Source organism: Pantoea sp. LMR881 (genome assembly GCF_027157825.1).
Taxonomy (GTDB): domain Bacteria; phylum Pseudomonadota; class Gammaproteobacteria; order Enterobacterales; family Enterobacteriaceae; genus Pantoea; species Pantoea haifensis.
This window is the reverse complement of record NZ_JAPVOK010000002.1, coordinates 3,347,010-3,363,410: the sequence shown is the minus strand read 5'-3', so window position 1 is coordinate 3,363,410 and position 16,401 is coordinate 3,347,010. Positions and strand designations below refer to the sequence as shown.

General features: G+C 52.2%; 15 protein-coding genes, 6 tRNA genes and 1 pseudogene. 14 read left to right on the top strand and 8 right to left on the bottom strand.

Going from position 1 to position 16,401, the window contains the following annotated elements:
• Nucleotides 1-104: 104 nt before the first annotated feature.
• From O3W44_RS17720 to O3W44_RS17710, 3 genes and pseudogenes are all read left to right on the top strand, one after another.
• Nucleotides 105-1,189, top strand: a pseudogene (locus tag O3W44_RS17720) (LLM class flavin-dependent oxidoreductase).
• Nucleotides 1,189-1,797 carry a cysteine dioxygenase gene (locus O3W44_RS17715; protein ID WP_269294073.1) on the top strand — a complete coding sequence of 203 codons (609 nt, stop codon included), beginning with the start codon at nucleotides 1,189-1,191 and terminating at the stop codon, nucleotides 1,795-1,797. Before O3W44_RS17720 ends, O3W44_RS17715 begins: the two are co-directional and overlap by 1 nt.
• On the top strand, nucleotides 1,790-3,403 hold the full coding sequence (locus O3W44_RS17710) for a rhodanese homology domain-containing protein (protein WP_269294072.1): 1,614 nt from the start codon (nucleotides 1,790-1,792) through the stop codon (nucleotides 3,401-3,403). The genes O3W44_RS17715 and O3W44_RS17710 overlap by 8 nt, the downstream gene beginning before the upstream one ends.
• 24 nt (nucleotides 3,404-3,427) lie before the next feature.
• Here O3W44_RS17710 and O3W44_RS17705 read toward each other — a convergent pair whose 3' ends face one another.
• From O3W44_RS17705 to O3W44_RS17695, 3 genes are all read right to left on the bottom strand, one after another.
• Nucleotides 3,428-3,634 (bottom strand): hypothetical protein, encoded by a 207-nt coding sequence (locus O3W44_RS17705; protein ID WP_269294071.1) that lies wholly within the window; start codon nucleotides 3,632-3,634, stop codon nucleotides 3,428-3,430.
• A 188-nt stretch (nucleotides 3,635-3,822) separates the two neighbouring features.
• Nucleotides 3,823-3,898: transfer RNA gene (locus O3W44_RS17700), tRNA-Ala, on the bottom strand.
• A gap of 45 nt (nucleotides 3,899-3,943) precedes the next feature.
• A tRNA-Ala gene (locus O3W44_RS17695) sits at nucleotides 3,944-4,019 on the bottom strand.
• A gap of 370 nt (nucleotides 4,020-4,389) precedes the next feature.
• Between O3W44_RS17695 and O3W44_RS17690 the strand changes: the two genes are divergently transcribed.
• Together O3W44_RS17690 and O3W44_RS17685 are read left to right on the top strand one after the other, a co-directional pair.
• Nucleotides 4,390-5,178 carry a formate/nitrite transporter family protein gene (locus O3W44_RS17690; protein WP_269294070.1) on the top strand — a complete coding sequence of 263 codons (789 nt, stop codon included), beginning with the start codon at nucleotides 4,390-4,392 and terminating at the stop codon, nucleotides 5,176-5,178.
• A gap of 111 nt (nucleotides 5,179-5,289) precedes the next feature.
• Entirely contained in the window at nucleotides 5,290-5,643 is a 354-nt protein-coding gene (locus O3W44_RS17685; RefSeq protein WP_269294069.1) for a YfeC-like transcriptional regulator, read from the top strand.
• Between the two features lie 33 nt (nucleotides 5,644-5,676).
• On the opposite strand, the gene gltX is transcribed toward O3W44_RS17685, so the two are convergent.
• Entirely contained in the window at nucleotides 5,677-7,092 is a 1,416-nt protein-coding gene (gltX, locus tag O3W44_RS17680; protein ID WP_269294068.1) for a glutamate--tRNA ligase, read from the bottom strand.
• A 265-nt stretch (nucleotides 7,093-7,357) separates the two neighbouring features.
• Here gltX and O3W44_RS17675 point away from each other — a divergent pair.
• From O3W44_RS17675 to O3W44_RS17655, 5 genes are all read left to right on the top strand, one after another.
• Nucleotides 7,358-7,433: transfer RNA gene (locus O3W44_RS17675), tRNA-Val, on the top strand.
• Nucleotides 7,434-7,471: 38 nt separating this feature from the next.
• A tRNA-Val gene (locus tag O3W44_RS17670) sits at nucleotides 7,472-7,547 on the top strand.
• A 41-nt stretch (nucleotides 7,548-7,588) separates the two neighbouring features.
• Nucleotides 7,589-7,664 (top strand) — tRNA-Val (locus O3W44_RS17665).
• 4 nt (nucleotides 7,665-7,668) lie between these two features.
• A tRNA-Lys gene (locus tag O3W44_RS17660) sits at nucleotides 7,669-7,744 on the top strand.
• Nucleotides 7,745-7,904: 160 nt separating this feature from the next.
• Nucleotides 7,905-8,267: a FlxA-like family protein gene (locus tag O3W44_RS17655; RefSeq protein ID WP_269294067.1), complete on the top strand. Its 363-nt coding sequence runs from the start codon at nucleotides 7,905-7,907 to the stop codon at nucleotides 8,265-8,267.
• Here O3W44_RS17655 and O3W44_RS17650 read toward each other — a convergent pair.
• A complete protein-coding gene (locus O3W44_RS17650; RefSeq protein WP_269294066.1) occupies nucleotides 8,251-9,171 on the bottom strand; it encodes a LysR family transcriptional regulator in 921 nt (306 codons plus the stop codon). The genes O3W44_RS17655 and O3W44_RS17650 overlap by 17 nt on opposite strands.
• 95 nt (nucleotides 9,172-9,266) lie before the next feature.
• Between O3W44_RS17650 and O3W44_RS17645 the strand changes: the two genes are divergently transcribed.
• Entirely contained in the window at nucleotides 9,267-10,277 is a 1,011-nt protein-coding gene (locus O3W44_RS17645) for a bile acid:sodium symporter family protein (RefSeq protein ID WP_269294065.1), read from the top strand.
• Nucleotides 10,278-10,314: 37 nt separating this feature from the next.
• Here O3W44_RS17645 and O3W44_RS17640 read toward each other — a convergent pair whose 3' ends face one another.
• From O3W44_RS17640 to zipA, 3 genes are all read right to left on the bottom strand, one after another.
• Nucleotides 10,315-10,533: a DUF3820 family protein gene (locus O3W44_RS17640; protein WP_269294064.1), complete on the bottom strand. Its 219-nt coding sequence runs from the start codon at nucleotides 10,531-10,533 to the stop codon at nucleotides 10,315-10,317.
• 1 nt (nucleotide 10,534) lies between these two features.
• Nucleotides 10,535-12,553: an NAD-dependent DNA ligase LigA gene (gene ligA, locus O3W44_RS17635; protein ID WP_269294063.1), complete on the bottom strand. Its 2,019-nt coding sequence runs from the start codon at nucleotides 12,551-12,553 to the stop codon at nucleotides 10,535-10,537.
• A 70-nt stretch (nucleotides 12,554-12,623) separates the two neighbouring features.
• Nucleotides 12,624-13,619, bottom strand: coding sequence for a cell division protein ZipA (gene zipA / locus O3W44_RS17630; protein WP_269294061.1), 996 nt, complete (start codon nucleotides 13,617-13,619; stop codon nucleotides 12,624-12,626).
• A 218-nt stretch (nucleotides 13,620-13,837) separates the two neighbouring features.
• On the opposite strand from zipA, the gene cysZ reads away from it, so the two are divergent.
• The 3 genes from cysZ (at nucleotide 13,838) to ptsH (ending at nucleotide 16,358) form a co-directional block, all read left to right on the top strand.
• Entirely contained in the window at nucleotides 13,838-14,605 is a 768-nt protein-coding gene (cysZ, locus tag O3W44_RS17625) for a sulfate transporter CysZ (RefSeq protein ID WP_269294060.1), read from the top strand.
• Between the two features lie 139 nt (nucleotides 14,606-14,744).
• Nucleotides 14,745-15,716 (top strand): cysteine synthase A, encoded by a 972-nt coding sequence (gene cysK, locus O3W44_RS17620; RefSeq protein WP_269294059.1) that lies wholly within the window; start codon nucleotides 14,745-14,747, stop codon nucleotides 15,714-15,716.
• 384 nt (nucleotides 15,717-16,100) lie between these two features.
• Entirely contained in the window at nucleotides 16,101-16,358 is a 258-nt protein-coding gene (ptsH, locus tag O3W44_RS17615; protein ID WP_003848868.1) for a phosphocarrier protein Hpr, read from the top strand.
• The last annotated feature ends 43 nt before the right edge of the window (nucleotides 16,359-16,401 follow it).

Here is a 16,401-nt window from a genome sequence, read left to right as displayed (position 1 = left end):
TCGCGCTTCGCCAGATAACGCAAAACCTTTGCACAATTACGAAGTTCCCTCGTACACGCCTTAACCCGTAGTTTTTCTCTGTGACTTATTCTCAGGAGAAAAGCATGAGCATCCAGTTTCTCGGTATGATCGGCCATCGTCTGGCTTCTGAAATCATTCCGGCCAGTGGCCCGCTGTTTGATAAAAATTATATAGCTGACTTTGCCCGCGCCCATGAGCAAGCCGGATTCGACCGCATTCTGGTGGGTTACTGGTCTGATCAACCCGACGGGTTTATGGTGACTGCGCATGCAGCGGCTAATACCTCGCGCATTAAATTCTTGCTGGCACATCGCCCCGGTTTCGTTGCCCCAACGCTGGCGGCGCGTAAGCTGGCCACCCTCGATCATTTGACCGATGGCCGACTCGCCGTTCATATCATCAGCGGCGGCAGCGACAGTGAGCAGCGCCGTGATGGTGACTACCTGACCAAAGCCGAACGCTATGCACGCACGGATGAGTTTCTCAGCGTGCTGAAAAAAGCCTGACCTCTGGCGAAGCCTACGATCATGACGGTCATTTTTACCAGGCCGGACAGGCGTTTTCGGCCATCAAGCCGTTACAACACCGGCTGCCGATCTACTTTGGCGGCTCATCGGACGAGGCAATTGATGTTGCATCACGTCATGCCGATGTGTTTGCTCTGTGGGGCGAACCGCTGGCGGGCGCGGCTGAAACGGTACGCAACGTGCGTGCAGCAGCGGCAAAGCAGAACCGTGCTATTAAATTTAATATCTCCTTCCGTCCGATCCTCGGCAGCAGCGAAAAAGAGGCGTGGGAGCGCGCCGAATATATTTACGAAACGGCACGTAAGCAACTGGCAGAAACGGGGCATACCTTTGGCCTGCCTGAGCCGCAAAGCGTAGGTGCGCAGCGCCTGTTGGCCGCCGCCCGTCAAAGCGATCGGCACGATAAAGTGTTATGGACTGGCGTGGCAAAACTGGTGAGCGGCGGCTACAACTCTACCGCTCTGGTTGGCACGCCCGATCAGGTTTCCGATGCGCTGCTTGATTATTATGGTTTGGGGATCGACAGCGTACTGATCCGTGGCTTCGATCCGCTGAAAGATGCGCTGGCGTATGGTCGCGAGCTGATTCCGTTAACGCGGGAAAAAGTCGCGGCGCTGGGCAGTGAAAGGAGGCGCGCCTGATGCAACACAATCAGCAGCATCACCATCAGCAGCATCACCGGCTGCGCAATTTTGTTACACAACTCGCCGCTCTGTTGGATAGCCAGCCGCCGGAAGCGGAGATCCTGGAAAAAGGCAGCGCGTTGCTGCGACCGCTGCTGCAACACGATGACTGGCTGGATGAAAAGTTTACCCGCCCTCATGCAGAACACTATCAACAATATTTACTCTATACCGACGCACAACAGCGGTTTTCGGTGGTGAGCTTTGTCTGGGGACCCGGCCAGCAAACCCCCATTCACGATCATCGCGTATGGGGTTTAATTGGCATGCTGCGAGGCGCAGAGCTGTCGCAGTCTTTTACACGCGGCCCGCAGGGCCTCAAAGAAAAAGGTGTGCCAGTAAGGCTGGAGCCGGGACAAATCGACGCCGTTTCGCCGCGTGTTGGGGATATTCATCGCGTCAGCAATGCGTTCACCGATCGCGTCTCAATGAGTATCCATGTTTATGGCGCCAATATCGGTGCCGTTAGGCGCGCGGTCTACCGCGAGGACGGCAGTGAGAAGACCTTCATTTCAGGCTACAGCAACCGTTACTTACCTAATATTTGGGATCTTTCACATGGCTGAACATGCGTTTCCGCTGCGCGACGCCGCAGACATTATGCAGGCACTCCGTCAGCAGCAGGAAGTGGCCCTGGTGGACGTGCGCGATGAGGCGCTTTACGCACAGGGCCACCCTTTGTTTGCCGTTAATCTGCCGCTATCCAGACTGGAACTGGAGTGGCTTGATCGTATTCCTCGCCGTGATACAGCCATTACGCTGTATGACAACGGTGAAGGCCTGGCGCAGGCCGCCGCAGAGCGTGTGGCAGCCTGGGGATACCCTAATATTTCGCTGCTAAAAGACGATTTATCGGGTTGGCAAGCGGCAGGCGGGGAGCTGTTTATCGACGTCAATTCACCCAGCAAAGCGTTTGGGGAATTAGTCGAACATCATAACCGCACACCGTCGCTGGCAGCCGAACAGCTGAATGCATTGTTTGTTGATAAAGCGGATGTCGTGGTGCTGGATGTGCGCCGCTATGACGAATATCACACCATGAATATTCCCAACAGCATCAGCGTGCCAGGCGGCGAACTGGCGCTACGGATACGCGATCTGGCACCTTCGCCAGCAACCACCGTTATCGTGAACTGCGCCGGGCGCACACGCAGCATCATCGGAACACAGTCACTGGTCAATGTCGGCACTCGTAATCCGGTGTTTGCCCTGCGCAACGGCACTATCGGCTGGACGCTGGCAGGTTTGCCGCTTGAGCATCAGCAGACCCGGCGCTACGGTGCAGTCAGCGAAACCGCACAGCGGCACGCAGCCGCGCAGGCGCGTCGCGTGGCCGATCGGGCGGGCGTTTTGCGCCTTGATAAAAACGCATGGGCACAGTGGCAGCAGCAGTCCCGCACCAGTTACCTGTTTGACGTGCGTGATAATGAGGAGTTTGCCGCCGGACATCTGCCCGGCAGCCGTCCGATACCCGGAGGGCAACTGATACAAGAAACTGACCACTATGCCAGTGTGCGCGGTGCACGCATTGTCTTAACTGATAATGATGGTGTGCGTGCCAATATCACCGCCTCCTGGCTGGCGCAATCAGGCTGGGAAGTTGCGGTACTGGAAGTCTTAACCGCAGCTGATTTCAGCCAACAGGGTGGATGGCAGCCTCATCTGCCTGCGGCACCTGCAGCAGAAGAGGTTACGCCCGCACAATTAGCGGACTGGCTGAGTCAGGGTCATAGCCAGGTGCTGGATTTCACCACGCGAGCGAATTACCTGAAAAGCCATATTCCCGGCGCAGCCTGGTTGTTGCGCTCAACGCTGCAGCAGCAAGGCATTAACGCTCTTCCCGATGCGGAACGCTATGTTTTAACCTGCGGCAGCAGTTTACTGGCCCGCTATGCGTTACAGCAGGTTGCAGCACTGACTGACAAGCCCGTCTTTCTACTGGAAGGGGGAAACGCCGCCTGGCGCAGTGCTGGTTTACCCACCGAAGCGGGAGAGCAACACCTGCTTTCACCCGCTATCGATCGCTATCGTCGCCCTTATGAAGGCACCGATATTGAGCCTGCCGTCATGCAAGCCTACCTTGAGTGGGAATATGGTTTGGTGGCGCAGCTGGATCGTGACGGCACCCACGGTTTTCGTGTGCTGAATCTGCAACAGGAAACTGAGGTGTGATAAGAGGGGCGAAAGCCCCTTGTTTTATGATTCTGGCGTGACAGAAATAAGTGTGTAAGTGGCAACGCCATCCACTCCGATACCGGGACGCTGACGTTTTGCCATATCCTCTAATACCGCCTGATGCACTTCACTTTGTGATGGCTCACCCTCGCTTTCCAGCATCACCTCTTCTGAACGGTTTTCATTGCCATCTTTAGGTTCATAAGTGATTTTATATTTTTCGCTCATCTGACATCCTCCTTTGTTCGGGAGATATCATTTTAGTCGATAGAGAGCAGTAAGCCCGGCGGCAACAGGCGCAGAAAGGCAGCATTCAGAGCGTTATCAAAGCAGAAAAGCAGATGACAGAGTGCGAAAAAGCGATTTTTAGCTTTTCAGCGCAGATAAAAAGAGATGTTTAATGCAGACAGAATGATTGGTGGAGATAAGCGGGATCGAACCGCTGACCTCTTGCATGCCATGCAAGCGCTCTCCCAGCTGAGCTATACCCCCACATCTGGAATCGTTTTTTCAGTGCCAAACTTTTGGGAAGAAGTTTGGTGGAGCTAAGCGGGATCGAACCGCTGACCTCCTGCATGCCATGCAGGCGCTCTCCCAGCTGAGCTATAGCCCCGAACCGAAAAAACCGTCGTGTTAAGCGACGGACGGCATCATATGCAACCCCTTTAAGAGTGTCAACGGCAAAATGATTTTCTGCGTCTGATCGCTGAAAAAGGCGGCAACTGTAACGCAGCCAGGGTTAACGCATGCGGTAACGTCTTCAGCTTAATCAATTTTCTGCTTTCTTAAAGCAAAATAAACAGAGAATCTTCCGGCAACATCACGTTAAATAGACGTTAAATATGTTATGGGAATTTTCTTGTTTTCCCTGAATTGCCATGTAAAACTTAGCGCGCTAATCAAGTGGCTGCTGGGTTTTTGTCCTCTGCTCCACGCTTCACCAGGCGCTTTACGCTTCATTATTAAAAAACTATTGAGATACTATGTCGCTGCATACACCTAAAGAGATCGCCCAACTGGCGATTCAGGCTGGCGTGGTTAAAAGCCGTGCATCCGTCAGCACCTTATTAATTCTTGGATTTATGGCTGGTGCTTTTATCGCCACTGGCTTCCTGCTTGATCTTCACGTCATTAACTCTTTACCTGCTGGCTGGGGCTCCTTCGGCGGCCTGTTGGGTGCCGCGGTTTTCCCGGTGGGATTAATTCTGACAGTGCTGGCTGGCGGTGAGTTACTCACCGGAAACATGATGGTGCTGCCAATGGCATGGTTTGCACGTCGTATTAGCTTAGCGGATGTGCTGCGTAACTGGCTTTGGGTGACTTTTGCTAACTTTCTTGGCAGCGTCGCAGTAGCCTGGTTCTTTGGTCATATGCTTGGCATGACCGAAGGTGACTACCTGAAAAAAACGGTGGCAATAGCCTCAGCTAAAGTGAATGCCGATTTCCTGCATGCCTTTATTTCAGGTATCGGGTGTAACTGGCTGGTGTGTCTTGCGGTCTGGCTGGCTTTTGCCAGTAAAGATGTGGTGGGCAAAATCTTTGGCATGTGGTTCCCGGTTATGGCCTTTGTCGCTATCGGTTTCCAGCACGTCGTCGCGAATATGTTTATCATTCCGGCTGCTATCTTTGCCGGTCAGATGAGCTGGACCGAATATCTGCCGAACTTTGTTGCAGTTTTCCTGGGCAATGGTGTGGGTGGTGCAATTTTCGTTGGCCTTACCTACTTCCTCGCTTTCCGTCCTGCTGCCGATCAGGTCAGTTCCGTTCAGTAACGTTTTCTGCCTTTTGTCGCAAAGACAAAAGGCAATTTCCTCTTCAGTTACTTTCCCGCGTTACAATTTCCTGTAATATGTACAACTAATGTATTTAACAGGGAAAGCATCGTGAAAAAGGAATGGCTTACACCCGAAGAGCTGGCGCTGGAAACGGGCTATAGTCGCCAGACAGTCAATAAATGGATTAAACGCGAGAACTGGACAACCACGCCAAAGCCCGGTGTACAAGGCGGTAAGGCAAGATTAATCCATATTGATGAGCGCGTTAAAACGTTTATTCAGTCAACACGAAATCTCAATGAACCCGCAGCAACTTATGGTGCTCAACCGAATTCATTACCTGCGTTATTAATAAGTTCAGTTCAGCAAATGACGGCAGTTGAACAAGATTTGTTCGCTGCATTGCTCTTGCGGGAAGGAATTAAAGGCGTATTACAGCGTTTGGGAATTAGCGAAGAGTAAAAAGCCGGAAGCATGATGCTTCCGGCTCTGTGTTTAAGCCTGTGCTTCGCGCTCGCTAATAAAGGCCAGTGCTTTATCGATACGCGCAACGCTACGGCTGCGACCAATCGCTTCCACCGTAACATCAAGACCAGGTGACTGACCCGCGCCCGTCACGGCTACACGCAGTGGCATGCCGACTTTGCCCATTCCCACTTCCAGTTCATCAGCGGTAGCCTGAATAGCCTGATGGACATTCTCCGCCGTCCAGTCAGTAATAGCTGCCAGTTTGTCGCGCACCACTTCCAGCGGTTGACGCGCCACGGGACGCAGGTGCTTTTTCGCCGCGTCTGCATCAAATTCAGTGAAATCTTCATAGAAATAGCGGCATGAAGCGGCAATCTCTTTCAGCGTTTTACAACGCTCGCCCAGCAAGGTCACCAGCTTCGCCAACTCTGGCCCGGTACGGGTATCAATCTTCTGCTCTTCGATATGCCACTGAAGATGCGTTGCCACGTATTCAGGCGGCAGCGCATTAATATAGTGGTGATTCAGCCACTGTAGCTTTTCAGTATTGAAGGCACTGGCTGATTTGCTCACGGCATCCAGCGTAAACAGTTCCGTCATTTCCGGGACAGTGAAAATTTCCTGGTCGCCGTGTGACCAGCCCAGGCGCACCAGATAATTAAGCAGCGCCTCTGGCAGATAGCCATCATCACGATACTGCATGACGCCAACGGCACCGTGGCGTTTCGACAGTTTTTTACCGTCGTCGCCAAGGATCATTGAAACGTGCGCATAAACCGGTACTTCAGCGCCAATCGCTTTAAGGATGTTGATCTGTCGCGGCGTATTATTGATATGATCTTCGCCACGGATGACGTGCGTAATTCCCATATCCCAGTCATCAACCACAACGCAGAAGTTATAAGTCGGTGATCCATCGGTACGGCGGATGATCAGATCATCTAACTCCTGGTTGCTAAATTCGATCGGCCCACGGATCTGATCGTCAAAGATCACCGACCCTTCCTGCGGATTGCGGAAACGTACCACGCAAGGCTCATCAGCAGCATGATGTTCATGGCTGTCGCGGCAGCGGCCGTCATAGCGCGGCTTCTCACCGTTAGCCATTTGCGTTTCGCGCAGTGCTTCCAGACGCTCTTTAGAGCAATAACATTTATAAGCGGTGCCCGCCTCCAGCATTTCATCAATCACCGCGTTATAGCGATCAAAGCGTTTGGTCTGGTAATAAGGGCCTTCATTCCAGTCCAGGCTCAGCCAGTTCATGCCATCCATGATGGCTTCAATAGCTTCCGGCGTGGATCGCTCCAAATCAGTATCTTCAATACGCAGGACAAATTCACCCTGGCTGTGACGAGCAAAAAGCCAGGAATAGAGTGCGGTACGAGCGCCGCCCACATGTAAATAGCCAGTCGGGCTTGGCGCGAAGCGAGTTTTGATTTTCATTGAGCATTGCCTTAAATGCGCGGGTTCTCTGTCTGAATGACAAAAAACGGGTTAGACGCGAAAAAACAGTGGGCACATTCTAGCACCTGGCGATGAATCCTCAATGCGTGCAAGCCAACTGGACCGCTGTAATCGCCAGGTTTCTGCTAATAAAACCAGCACATTGGCTAAAAGGGCCGCAGGGTGTTTAATTTTAAACCGAACGCACATTTTAGTTTTAAAAAGCGTTGACTCACTATCCCTATAATGCGACTCCACACAGCGGGGGTGATTAGCTCAGTTGGTAGAGCATCTCCCTTACAAGGAGGGGGTCGGCGGTTCGAGCCCGTCATCACCCACCACTCTTAAGGTGGCCCGCAGTGAACAAGAGATAAGATATGGGTGATTAGCTCAGTTGGTAGAGCATCTCCCTTACAAGGAGGGGGTCGGCGGTTCGAGCCCGTCATCACCCACCATATCTCTGTCAGATGACACTCTTGTTAAGCAGTACCGAAGTGGGTGATTAGCTCAGTTGGTAGAGCATCTCCCTTACAAGGAGGGGGTCGGCGGTTCGAGCCCGTCATCACCCACCACTTCGGGTCGTTAGCTCAGTTGGTAGAGCAGTTGACTTTTAATCAATTGGTCGCAGGTTCGAATCCTGCACGACCCACCAGTGTAAAAAGGCGCCCTAAAGGCGCCTTTTTGCTATACGAAATTTATGCAGTTTCAATTGCACTGCCCTCCTCCATCTTTTCTAAACCTTAACATTTTATAACCTCAAGCCCTTGCTCCTTGCGACGATAACGATAAAGAACCTATGCAAGGAGAAAACCATGACCACAATATCAAGTGCAACCAGCGGAAGCGTCAGTAGCAGCAGTAGTAGCAGTAGCGGCAATGACCTTTCTTCACAAATTGCCAGCCTGACCAAACAGATCCAAACAGCCACGAAAGAGCTTAAGGATCTTTCAACGAACAGCGATTTAACCGATCAGGAGAAACTGCAACAGCAGCAGCAGCTTCAACAGCAAATCCAGCTGTTACAGGCGCAGCTTGCCCAGTTACAGCAGAAACAAGCGGAACAGGCTGCTGAGAAAAATAAAGATGTAAAAAACCTGATGAAATTAAAGCGGATGGCATCAACCGTCCGACAGAACAAAATCAAATCAACGTTTACGTCTAGAACGCGGGCCTGAGCTTGCGTTGTTGCGTCAGTAGCGCCGCCTGCTGACGCACCTCCTGCCAAATCGCTTCGCCCGCCGGTGTGAGCGAGCGATTTTTACGTTTAATCAATGTCAGGCTGCGGTTAATCTCAGGATACAAACGCCGCACAGTTAACGCGCGTCCCGCCGGTAATGGTAACGCCAGCGCGGGTAATATACTGATACCAATCCCGGCTTCCACCATTGGAAACAGCGTGGCGGGATGACCAATTTCCTGCACAACATCCACTTTTATACTCTGTTCTCGCATCGCGGCATCTATCAAAACCCGGCTGCCGGAGGCATAGTCCTGTAACACCATCGTGCGTCTACTTAGCATTGACCACTGCGCCTGCTCCACCTGAGCCAGCGGATCGTCATCGCGACAAAGCAATAAAAAGGGTTCATCGAGAATAGCGAGGCAATCAAAATCGGCGTTGCTCAGTGGGCCGATCACAATGCCAAAATCGACTTCTGCATTGCGCACACTCTGTAGTACCCACTGCTGCACGCGGTCGTGCAAAATCACCTTAATATCTGGAAAATGTTGCTGGCTCGACGCCAGGCACTGCGGCATCAAATGGGCCGAAATGGTTTGGCTGGCTGCGATGCGTACTGTCCCGCTGCGCTGTTCGCCATAGCTACGAATATCTAACAGTGTGGTGTTGATCTCTTCCAGTAGAGGCGCCATGCGCGAAGCCAGTTGCTTGCCCGCTTCAGTGAGCTGCACTTCGCGCGTGGTTCGGTCTAATAAGCGCACACCGATTTCCGCTTCGAGTTCTTTGATGCTGTGGCTCACCGCTGACTGACTCAGACCAATTGCCTGCCCGGCCAGACTGAAACCACCGTAGTGAGCAACCGCCACAAAGGTACGTAACTGACGCAGCGTGTAATTCATCGAAAACACTCATAGATTGATGCAATAAATCAATTTTATTTCTAAACCCAGTTCACGCACAATCACTGCATTAAATTTTTAACCGGATTGTAACAATGGGATTTTTGCGAATCGACCCGATGATGATCAAACTCATCATCACGGTACTGTTAGCCTCTTTTCTGCCCGCTAAAGGCGGCTTCGTCGATTTCTTCGAGTATCTGACGACTGCCGCTATCGCCCTGCTGTTCTTTATGCACGGTGCCAAGCTGTCACGGGAAAAAATCATTGCTGGCAGCAGCCACTGGCAGCTTCACTTATGGATTATGTGCAGCACCTTTGTGTTATTCCCGGTACTGGGTTTGCTGCTGGTGTGGTGGCATCCGGTCAATGTCGGCCCTGAAATTTATACCGGTTTCCTCTATTTATGCATTTTGCCTGCAACCGTACAGTCAGCTATTGCGTTTACCTCTATGGCAGGCGGAAATGTTGCCGCAGCGGTGTGTAGTGCCTCAGCATCCAGTTTGCTGGGCGTCTTTATCTCGCCGCTGTTAGTCAATTTGGTAATGGATGTTCACAGCAGCGCACCAACGGATGGCCTTGAGCAGGTTGGCAAAATTATGCTGCAACTGCTGGTGCCGTTTGTCATTGGTCACCTGTCGCGTCGCTGGATTGCTGGCTGGGTTGAAAAACATCGCAGCCTGATTGGTAAAACTGACCAGACTTCTATTCTGCTGGTGGTCTATTCCGCCTTCAGTGAAGCGGTAGTGAACGGTATCTGGCATCGCGTTGGCATCGATACTCTGTTGTGGATCCTGGCAGGCTGTCTGCTGCTGCTGTTTGTGGCACTGGCGATCAATTTTCTGGCCGCGCGTCTGTTTGGTTTCAGCCGTGCCGATCAAATCGTGGTGCTGTTCTGCGGCTCGAAGAAAAGCCTGGCGAATGGCGTGCCGATGGCGAACATTCTGTTTCCGGCCAGCGCGGTGGGAATTATTGTTCTGCCGCTGATGATCTTTCATCAGGTGCAGTTGATGGTGTGCTCATTCATTGCTGGCCGCTATAAGAAAACCCATGATAAGCAGCTGGCACAGCCGGTAAAAAGCGTGGTGGTTGAATCACAGAAGTAATCTCCGGCCATAAAAAAACCCGCCAGCGCGGGTTTTTTTATTCGCTGCGCTTCAGAGGCTTCACCAGCCCTTCTAATCCTTCAATTTTAATTGCCAGCGTAAATTGCATTAGCTCGCCTAAGCGGCCTGAAGGAAAATCTCCATTGCGAGCAAACCACAGCAGATAAGGTTCGGGCAAGTCGATCAGCATCTGACCTTTATATTTGCCGAACGGCATCGCCGTGTTGGCAATTTCAATCAGTTGCTGCTTATCCATTTTACTCTCCCAGCAGGCGAATCATTTCAGCTTCATCAATCACTGCAATGCCCAGTTCCTGCGCTTTTGCCAGCTTGGAACCGGCGGCTTCACCCGCAATCAGCAAATCCGTTTTCTTTGAAACGCTGCCGCTAACTTTTGCGCCAAGCGCCATCAAACGCTCTTTAGCATCATCACGGTTCATCTGTGATAATGAGCCGGTTAAAACCACGGTTTTCCCGGCAAACGGGCTGTCGATGGTTTCTGCGTTAACGACCTTAACCTGCGGCCAGTGAATACCAATGTCATCAACGAGCTGGCGAATCACTTCGCGATTGCTCTCTTCTTCCAGGAAGTTGCGCACGTGAGAGGCAACGACTTTGCCTACATCCTGCACGGCAATCAACGCATCCAGATCGGCATCCATGACCTTTTGCAGCTCGGCAAAATGGCTGGCCAGGTTAGCCGCTGTTGCTTCACCCACTTCACGGATCCCCAGCGCATACAGGAAACGCGCTAAGGTAGTTGATTTGGCTTTTTCCAGCGCATCAACCACGTTTTGCGCCGATTTCGGCCCCATGCGATCAAGGCCTGTGAGCTTGCCTGCGGTGAGGCGAAACAGATCCGCTGGCGTTTTGACATACTCTTTCTCCACCAGCTGATCGATAATTTTGTCGCCCATGCCATCCACATCCATGGCGCGGCGTGAAACAAAGTGTTTAAGGGCTTCTTTGCGCTGCGCGCCGCAAATCAGACCACCCGTACAACGTGCTACGGCTTCACCTTCCACGCGCTCAACATCTGAGCCACAAACCGGACAATGGGTGGGGAACACCACTTCGCGCGCATCCGCTGGACGTTCCGACGTCACAACGTTGACAACTTGCGGAATCACATCCCCGGCGCGGCGGATCACAACCTTATCGCCAATGCGTAAGCCAAGCCGTTCGATTTCATCGGCATTATGCAGCGTGGCGTTGCTGACAATGACGCCAGCTACCTGAACCGGCTCAAGACGGGCAACCGGCGTGATGGCGCCGGTACGACCCACCTGAAACTCGACATCGCGTACCAGCGTCATCTGCTCTTGCGCCGGGAATTTAAACGCAATCGCCCAACGCGGTGCGCGCGCGACAAAGCCCAGACGCTCTTGTAATGCCTGGGAATCAACTTTGATCACAACACCGTCAATATCGAATCCGAGCGTTGGACGCTGCGCTTCAACTTCGCGGTAGAAAGCCAGCGCCTCTTCAGCATTATGTGCAATGCGAATACGATTGCTTACCGGCAGCCCCCAGGCTTTAAACTGTTGCAGACGCGCCATATGACTGTGCGGCATTTCGCCCCCTTCCAGCAGGCCGAATCCATAACAGAAGAACGTTAACGGACGCTTAGCCGTGATGCGCGGATCGAGCTGGCGCAGTGAACCGGCGGCAGCGTTACGTGGGTTGGCAAACACTTTACCGTCGGTGCGGCGCGCTTCGTCGTTTAACTTTTCAAAGCCGCGCTGCGTCATAAAAACTTCGCCGCGCACTTCAAGGCGAGCCGGAATATTGTCGCCTTTGAGACGCAAAGGAATAGCATGAATGGTGCGCACGTTGGTCGTGATATTTTCACCTGTGGTGCCGTCACCGCGTGTCGCTGCCCGCACCAGCAACCCATTTTCATACAACAAGCTGACAGCAAGGCCATCCAGTTTGAGTTCGCAACAGTAGGTGATGTCATCGCCGTTTTTCAAACGGTCTTTCACGCGCTTATCAAATGCCAGGAAGCTGGCTTCATCAAAGGCGTTATCCAGCGAGAGCATCGGTACTTCATGTCGCACCTGCTCGAACACCGTAAGCGGCGCTGCACCTACACGTTGAGTTGGCGAATCGGGGGTGATCAGATCGGGGTGTTTCTCTTCTAACGCGCGCAGCTCACGCATCAGGCGATCATATTCAGCGTCCGGCACTTCCGGCGCGTCCATGACGTGATAAAGATATTCATGATGGCGCAGCGTGGTGCGCAGTTCGGTGATTTGATCCTGGACAGATTTCATAAAGCCCCATCAGATAAAAAACCCCCGACAGGCGGGGGTTTGCTAAAGTAATGTAAAATGTACGTCAGTCTCAGACGTCGACTACATCGCGAATGCGCGCTTTGTAGGTTTCCAGCTTCTGCGGTGTCATCATGCGGCGTTCGTCATCCAGGACAACACCACCAACATCATCAGCGATGCGCTGTGCCGATTGCAGCATCAGCTTGAAGTTCTGATTCGCATCACCGTATGACGGCACCATCATAAAGATGGAGACGCCTGGCGTAGTAAAATCGGTCATCGCATCAGGATTAAAAGATCCCGGTTTCACCATATTTGCCAGGCTAAATAACACCGGGCCGCTACCTGCCGGGCTTAAATGGCGGTGGAAGATGTTCATTTCACCAAACTGGAAGCCCGCCTGCAGAATGCCCTGCAACAACGCCTCACCATTCAGCTCACCACCCGAATGTGCTGCTACGTGCAGTACCAGTACTGCTTCTTTCGGCTTGGTGGGTGCCGCTTTTGCAGCTGGCGCGGGTTCAGATTTAGGCGCTACAACAACCTCTGGTTCTGGTTCAGCCTGATATTCCGGTTCTGGCTGCACCGCTTCTAGCGGATCCAGATCAAGCAGCGGATCGGCCTGAACAGGCTGCGGTACAAACTGCGGTTCTGCTTGCTGCTGGCGCACTGGCTCAGGATGCGGCTGCTGGGGCTGCGCTTTTGGCTGCGGCGCCGGCGTTAACAGCGGATCGCTTTCCGGCTGAGGTGCCGGACGCGGCGCAGGCTGGCGCGCAGGTTCTACCGGCGCAGGCTGGCGCGGCGCTTCGGGAGTATCAGGAATGTTATCGAAACGCGGTTCCTGATGGCTGGGACGCGGGTTGCGCACACGAACTTCGCCGACGCCTTCTTCATCGTCGTCGCTCAACTCATCATCATGTTCGTCACGCTGTTTAAGACGTTTGTGAGGGCGATCGCGGAACACTGATGAACGCTCTTTACGGCTGGTCCACAGTCCGTGAAGAAGAAGCGCTATAATGGCGATCGCGCCAACAACGATTAATATCAGACGCAAATCCTGCATCATTGTATTCTCTGTTGTTCCAATACCTTGCCACCGCGGCAAACTTTATCCTCTAACTGTATTTGCCCTGCTACACAAGTGCAAGTCTGTGCACTATTTTCTGACAAATAAGATAGGCCAGCCACGCTTTTTTGCTGCTTTTTTACCCAAACGGCACCTGGTCAGGGGAAAAAGCCAGGTTATGATGGTTGTGCCTCAACATTTTCAGGAGAGTTGGCTTTATGGCCCATGAGAAATCTGTCTCATCATTCAACGGCGTCTATTACTTCAGCCAGGGCTGGAAACTGGTAAGGATGCCGGGCATTCGACGCTTTGTGGTTATCCCTTTAATTGTCAATATTGTGATGTTAGGCGGTGCGTTTATCTGGCTATTCTATCGCCTCGGCAACTGGATCCCGGCGTTGATGACTCACATCCCGGATTGGCTACAGTGGTTAAGTTATCTGCTTTGGCCATTATCTGTTATTTCGATTGTCCTGGTGTTTAGCTATTTCTTTTCCACAATAGCGAACTGGATCGCAGCGCCCTTTTGCGGCTTGCTGGCCGAACAGCTCGAAGGGCGTCTCACTGGTAAACCCCTGCCGGATAGCGGCTGGCTTGGCATGGCGAAAGACGTTCCACGCATCATGAAGCGTGAGCTACAAAAGCTGGGTTATTACTTACCGCGGGCGATTGGCCTACTGCTGCTCTACTTTATTCCCGGCTTTGGCCAAACTGTCGCCCCGCTGCTGTGGTTCCTGTTTAGCGCCTGGATGCTGTCGGTGCAGTATTGTGATTATCCGTTCGATAACCATAAAGTCAGCTTCCCGCAAATGCGTAACGCGTTGCGCCAGCATAAAACAGCCAATATGCAGTTTGGTGCGCTGGTGAGTTTATTTACCATGATTCCCATTTTAAACCTCGCCATCATGCCAGTCGCGGTTTGTGGCGCGACCGCAATGTGGGTAGACCGCTATCGCTTTCAGCTCGCACGTGAAGAACTCAGGTAATCATCAGTAGCCCTTATGCATTTTTTGTCAGGGCTTATTGCCACCTGACATATAGATATGCGATTTCTTTCCTTCCGCACGAGGTCAGAAAGGGTATGCTCTGAGGGTTCCCAATAATTCATACAGTTAAGGACAGGCCATGAGTAAGATCTACGAAGACAACTCTTTGACAATTGGTCATACGCCATTGGTTCGACTGAACCGCATCGGTAACGGCCGCATCCTGGCGAAGGTAGAATCCCGTAACCCAAGCTTCAGCGTGAAATGCCGTATCGGTGCCAATATGATTTGGGATGCAGAAAAACGCGGTATTCTGAAGCCGGGCGTTGAGCTGGTTGAACCAACCAGCGGCAACACCGGGATTGCGCTGGCTTACGTGGCCGCAGCGCGTGGTTACAAATTAACCTTAACCATGCCTGAAACCATGTCGGTTGAACGTCGTAAGTTGTTAAAAGCCCTGGGCGCTAAACTTGAGCTAACAGAGGGCGCAAAAGGCATGAAAGGCGCGATTGCCAAAGCCGAAGAGATCGTCGCCAGCAATCCAGACAAATATGTGTTACTGCAACAGTTCAGCAACCCGGCGAACCCGGAAATTCATGAAAAAACCACTGGCCCGGAAATCTGGGAAGATACTGACGGCGAAGTTGATGTGTTCATCGCAGGTGTAGGTACTGGCGGTACGCTCACCGGCGTGAGCCGCTATATTAAAAACACCCAGGGCAAGAAAGATTTGATTTCTGTCGCGGTTGAGCCAACAGATTCGCCGGTCATCGCTCAGGCGCTGGCAGGTGAAGAGATCAAGCCTGGCCCGCACAAAATCCAGGGCATCGGCGCTGGCTTTATCCCAGGCAACCTCGATCTAAACCTGATTGACCGTGTAGTAGCGGTTTCCAATGAGGAAGCCATCAGTACAGCCCGTAAGCTAATGGAAGAAGAAGGCATCCTGGCGGGCATCTCATCGGGTGCTGCTATCGCTGCTGCGCTCAAGCTGCAAGAAGATGAAGCCTTTGCCAACAAAAATATTGTTGTGATTCTCCCCTCTTCCGGCGAGCGTTATCTCAGCACCGCCCTGTTTGCCGATCTCTTCACTGAAAAAGAGCTTCAGCAGTAAGGCTGATTGTCTGAAATTGCCGCAAAAAGCACCCAAATGGGTGCTTTTTTGTGGTGCAGATCTCACTTTCACCACCCTGCAGATTGATTTCAGTGACGTGGCTCTGGTATTTAGACAGCCAATTATTTCGATGCCTGAAATTAATCCTCTGTTGAAGTGGATCAAGCTGAATCGATTTACGGATTTGGCGAAATGGCGAATCGCGGCATAATTACTACAGCAAGTGCTCAAACCGTTTTTGACACTTACAGGAATGAAAACTCATTCAAGCGCACCAAATGGCTAGCATGACGCTATACCAGCGCACCTACACAGGCTAAAGTGAAGGCTCCAGGCTAGACTTTAGATTCATAACACCAAACCTGATAACGTTGGGGAAATAGAATGTTCCAGCAAGAAGTTACCATTACCGCGCCAAACGGTCTGCATACTCGCCCAGCTGCGCAATTCGTAAAAGAAGCCAAAGCTTTCCAGTCTGAAATCACCGTGACCTCTAACGGTAAATCAGCAAGCGCAAAAAGCCTGTTCAAACTCCAGACTCTGGGTCTGACGCAAGGTACCGTTGTAACTCTTTCTGCGGAAGGTGAAGACGAGCAAAAAGCCGTTGAGCATTTAGTCAAACTGATGGCTGAACTGGAGTAATCTCCTCCCAGCTTTCAGAAAACCGACTTCTCTGCGCCATTGA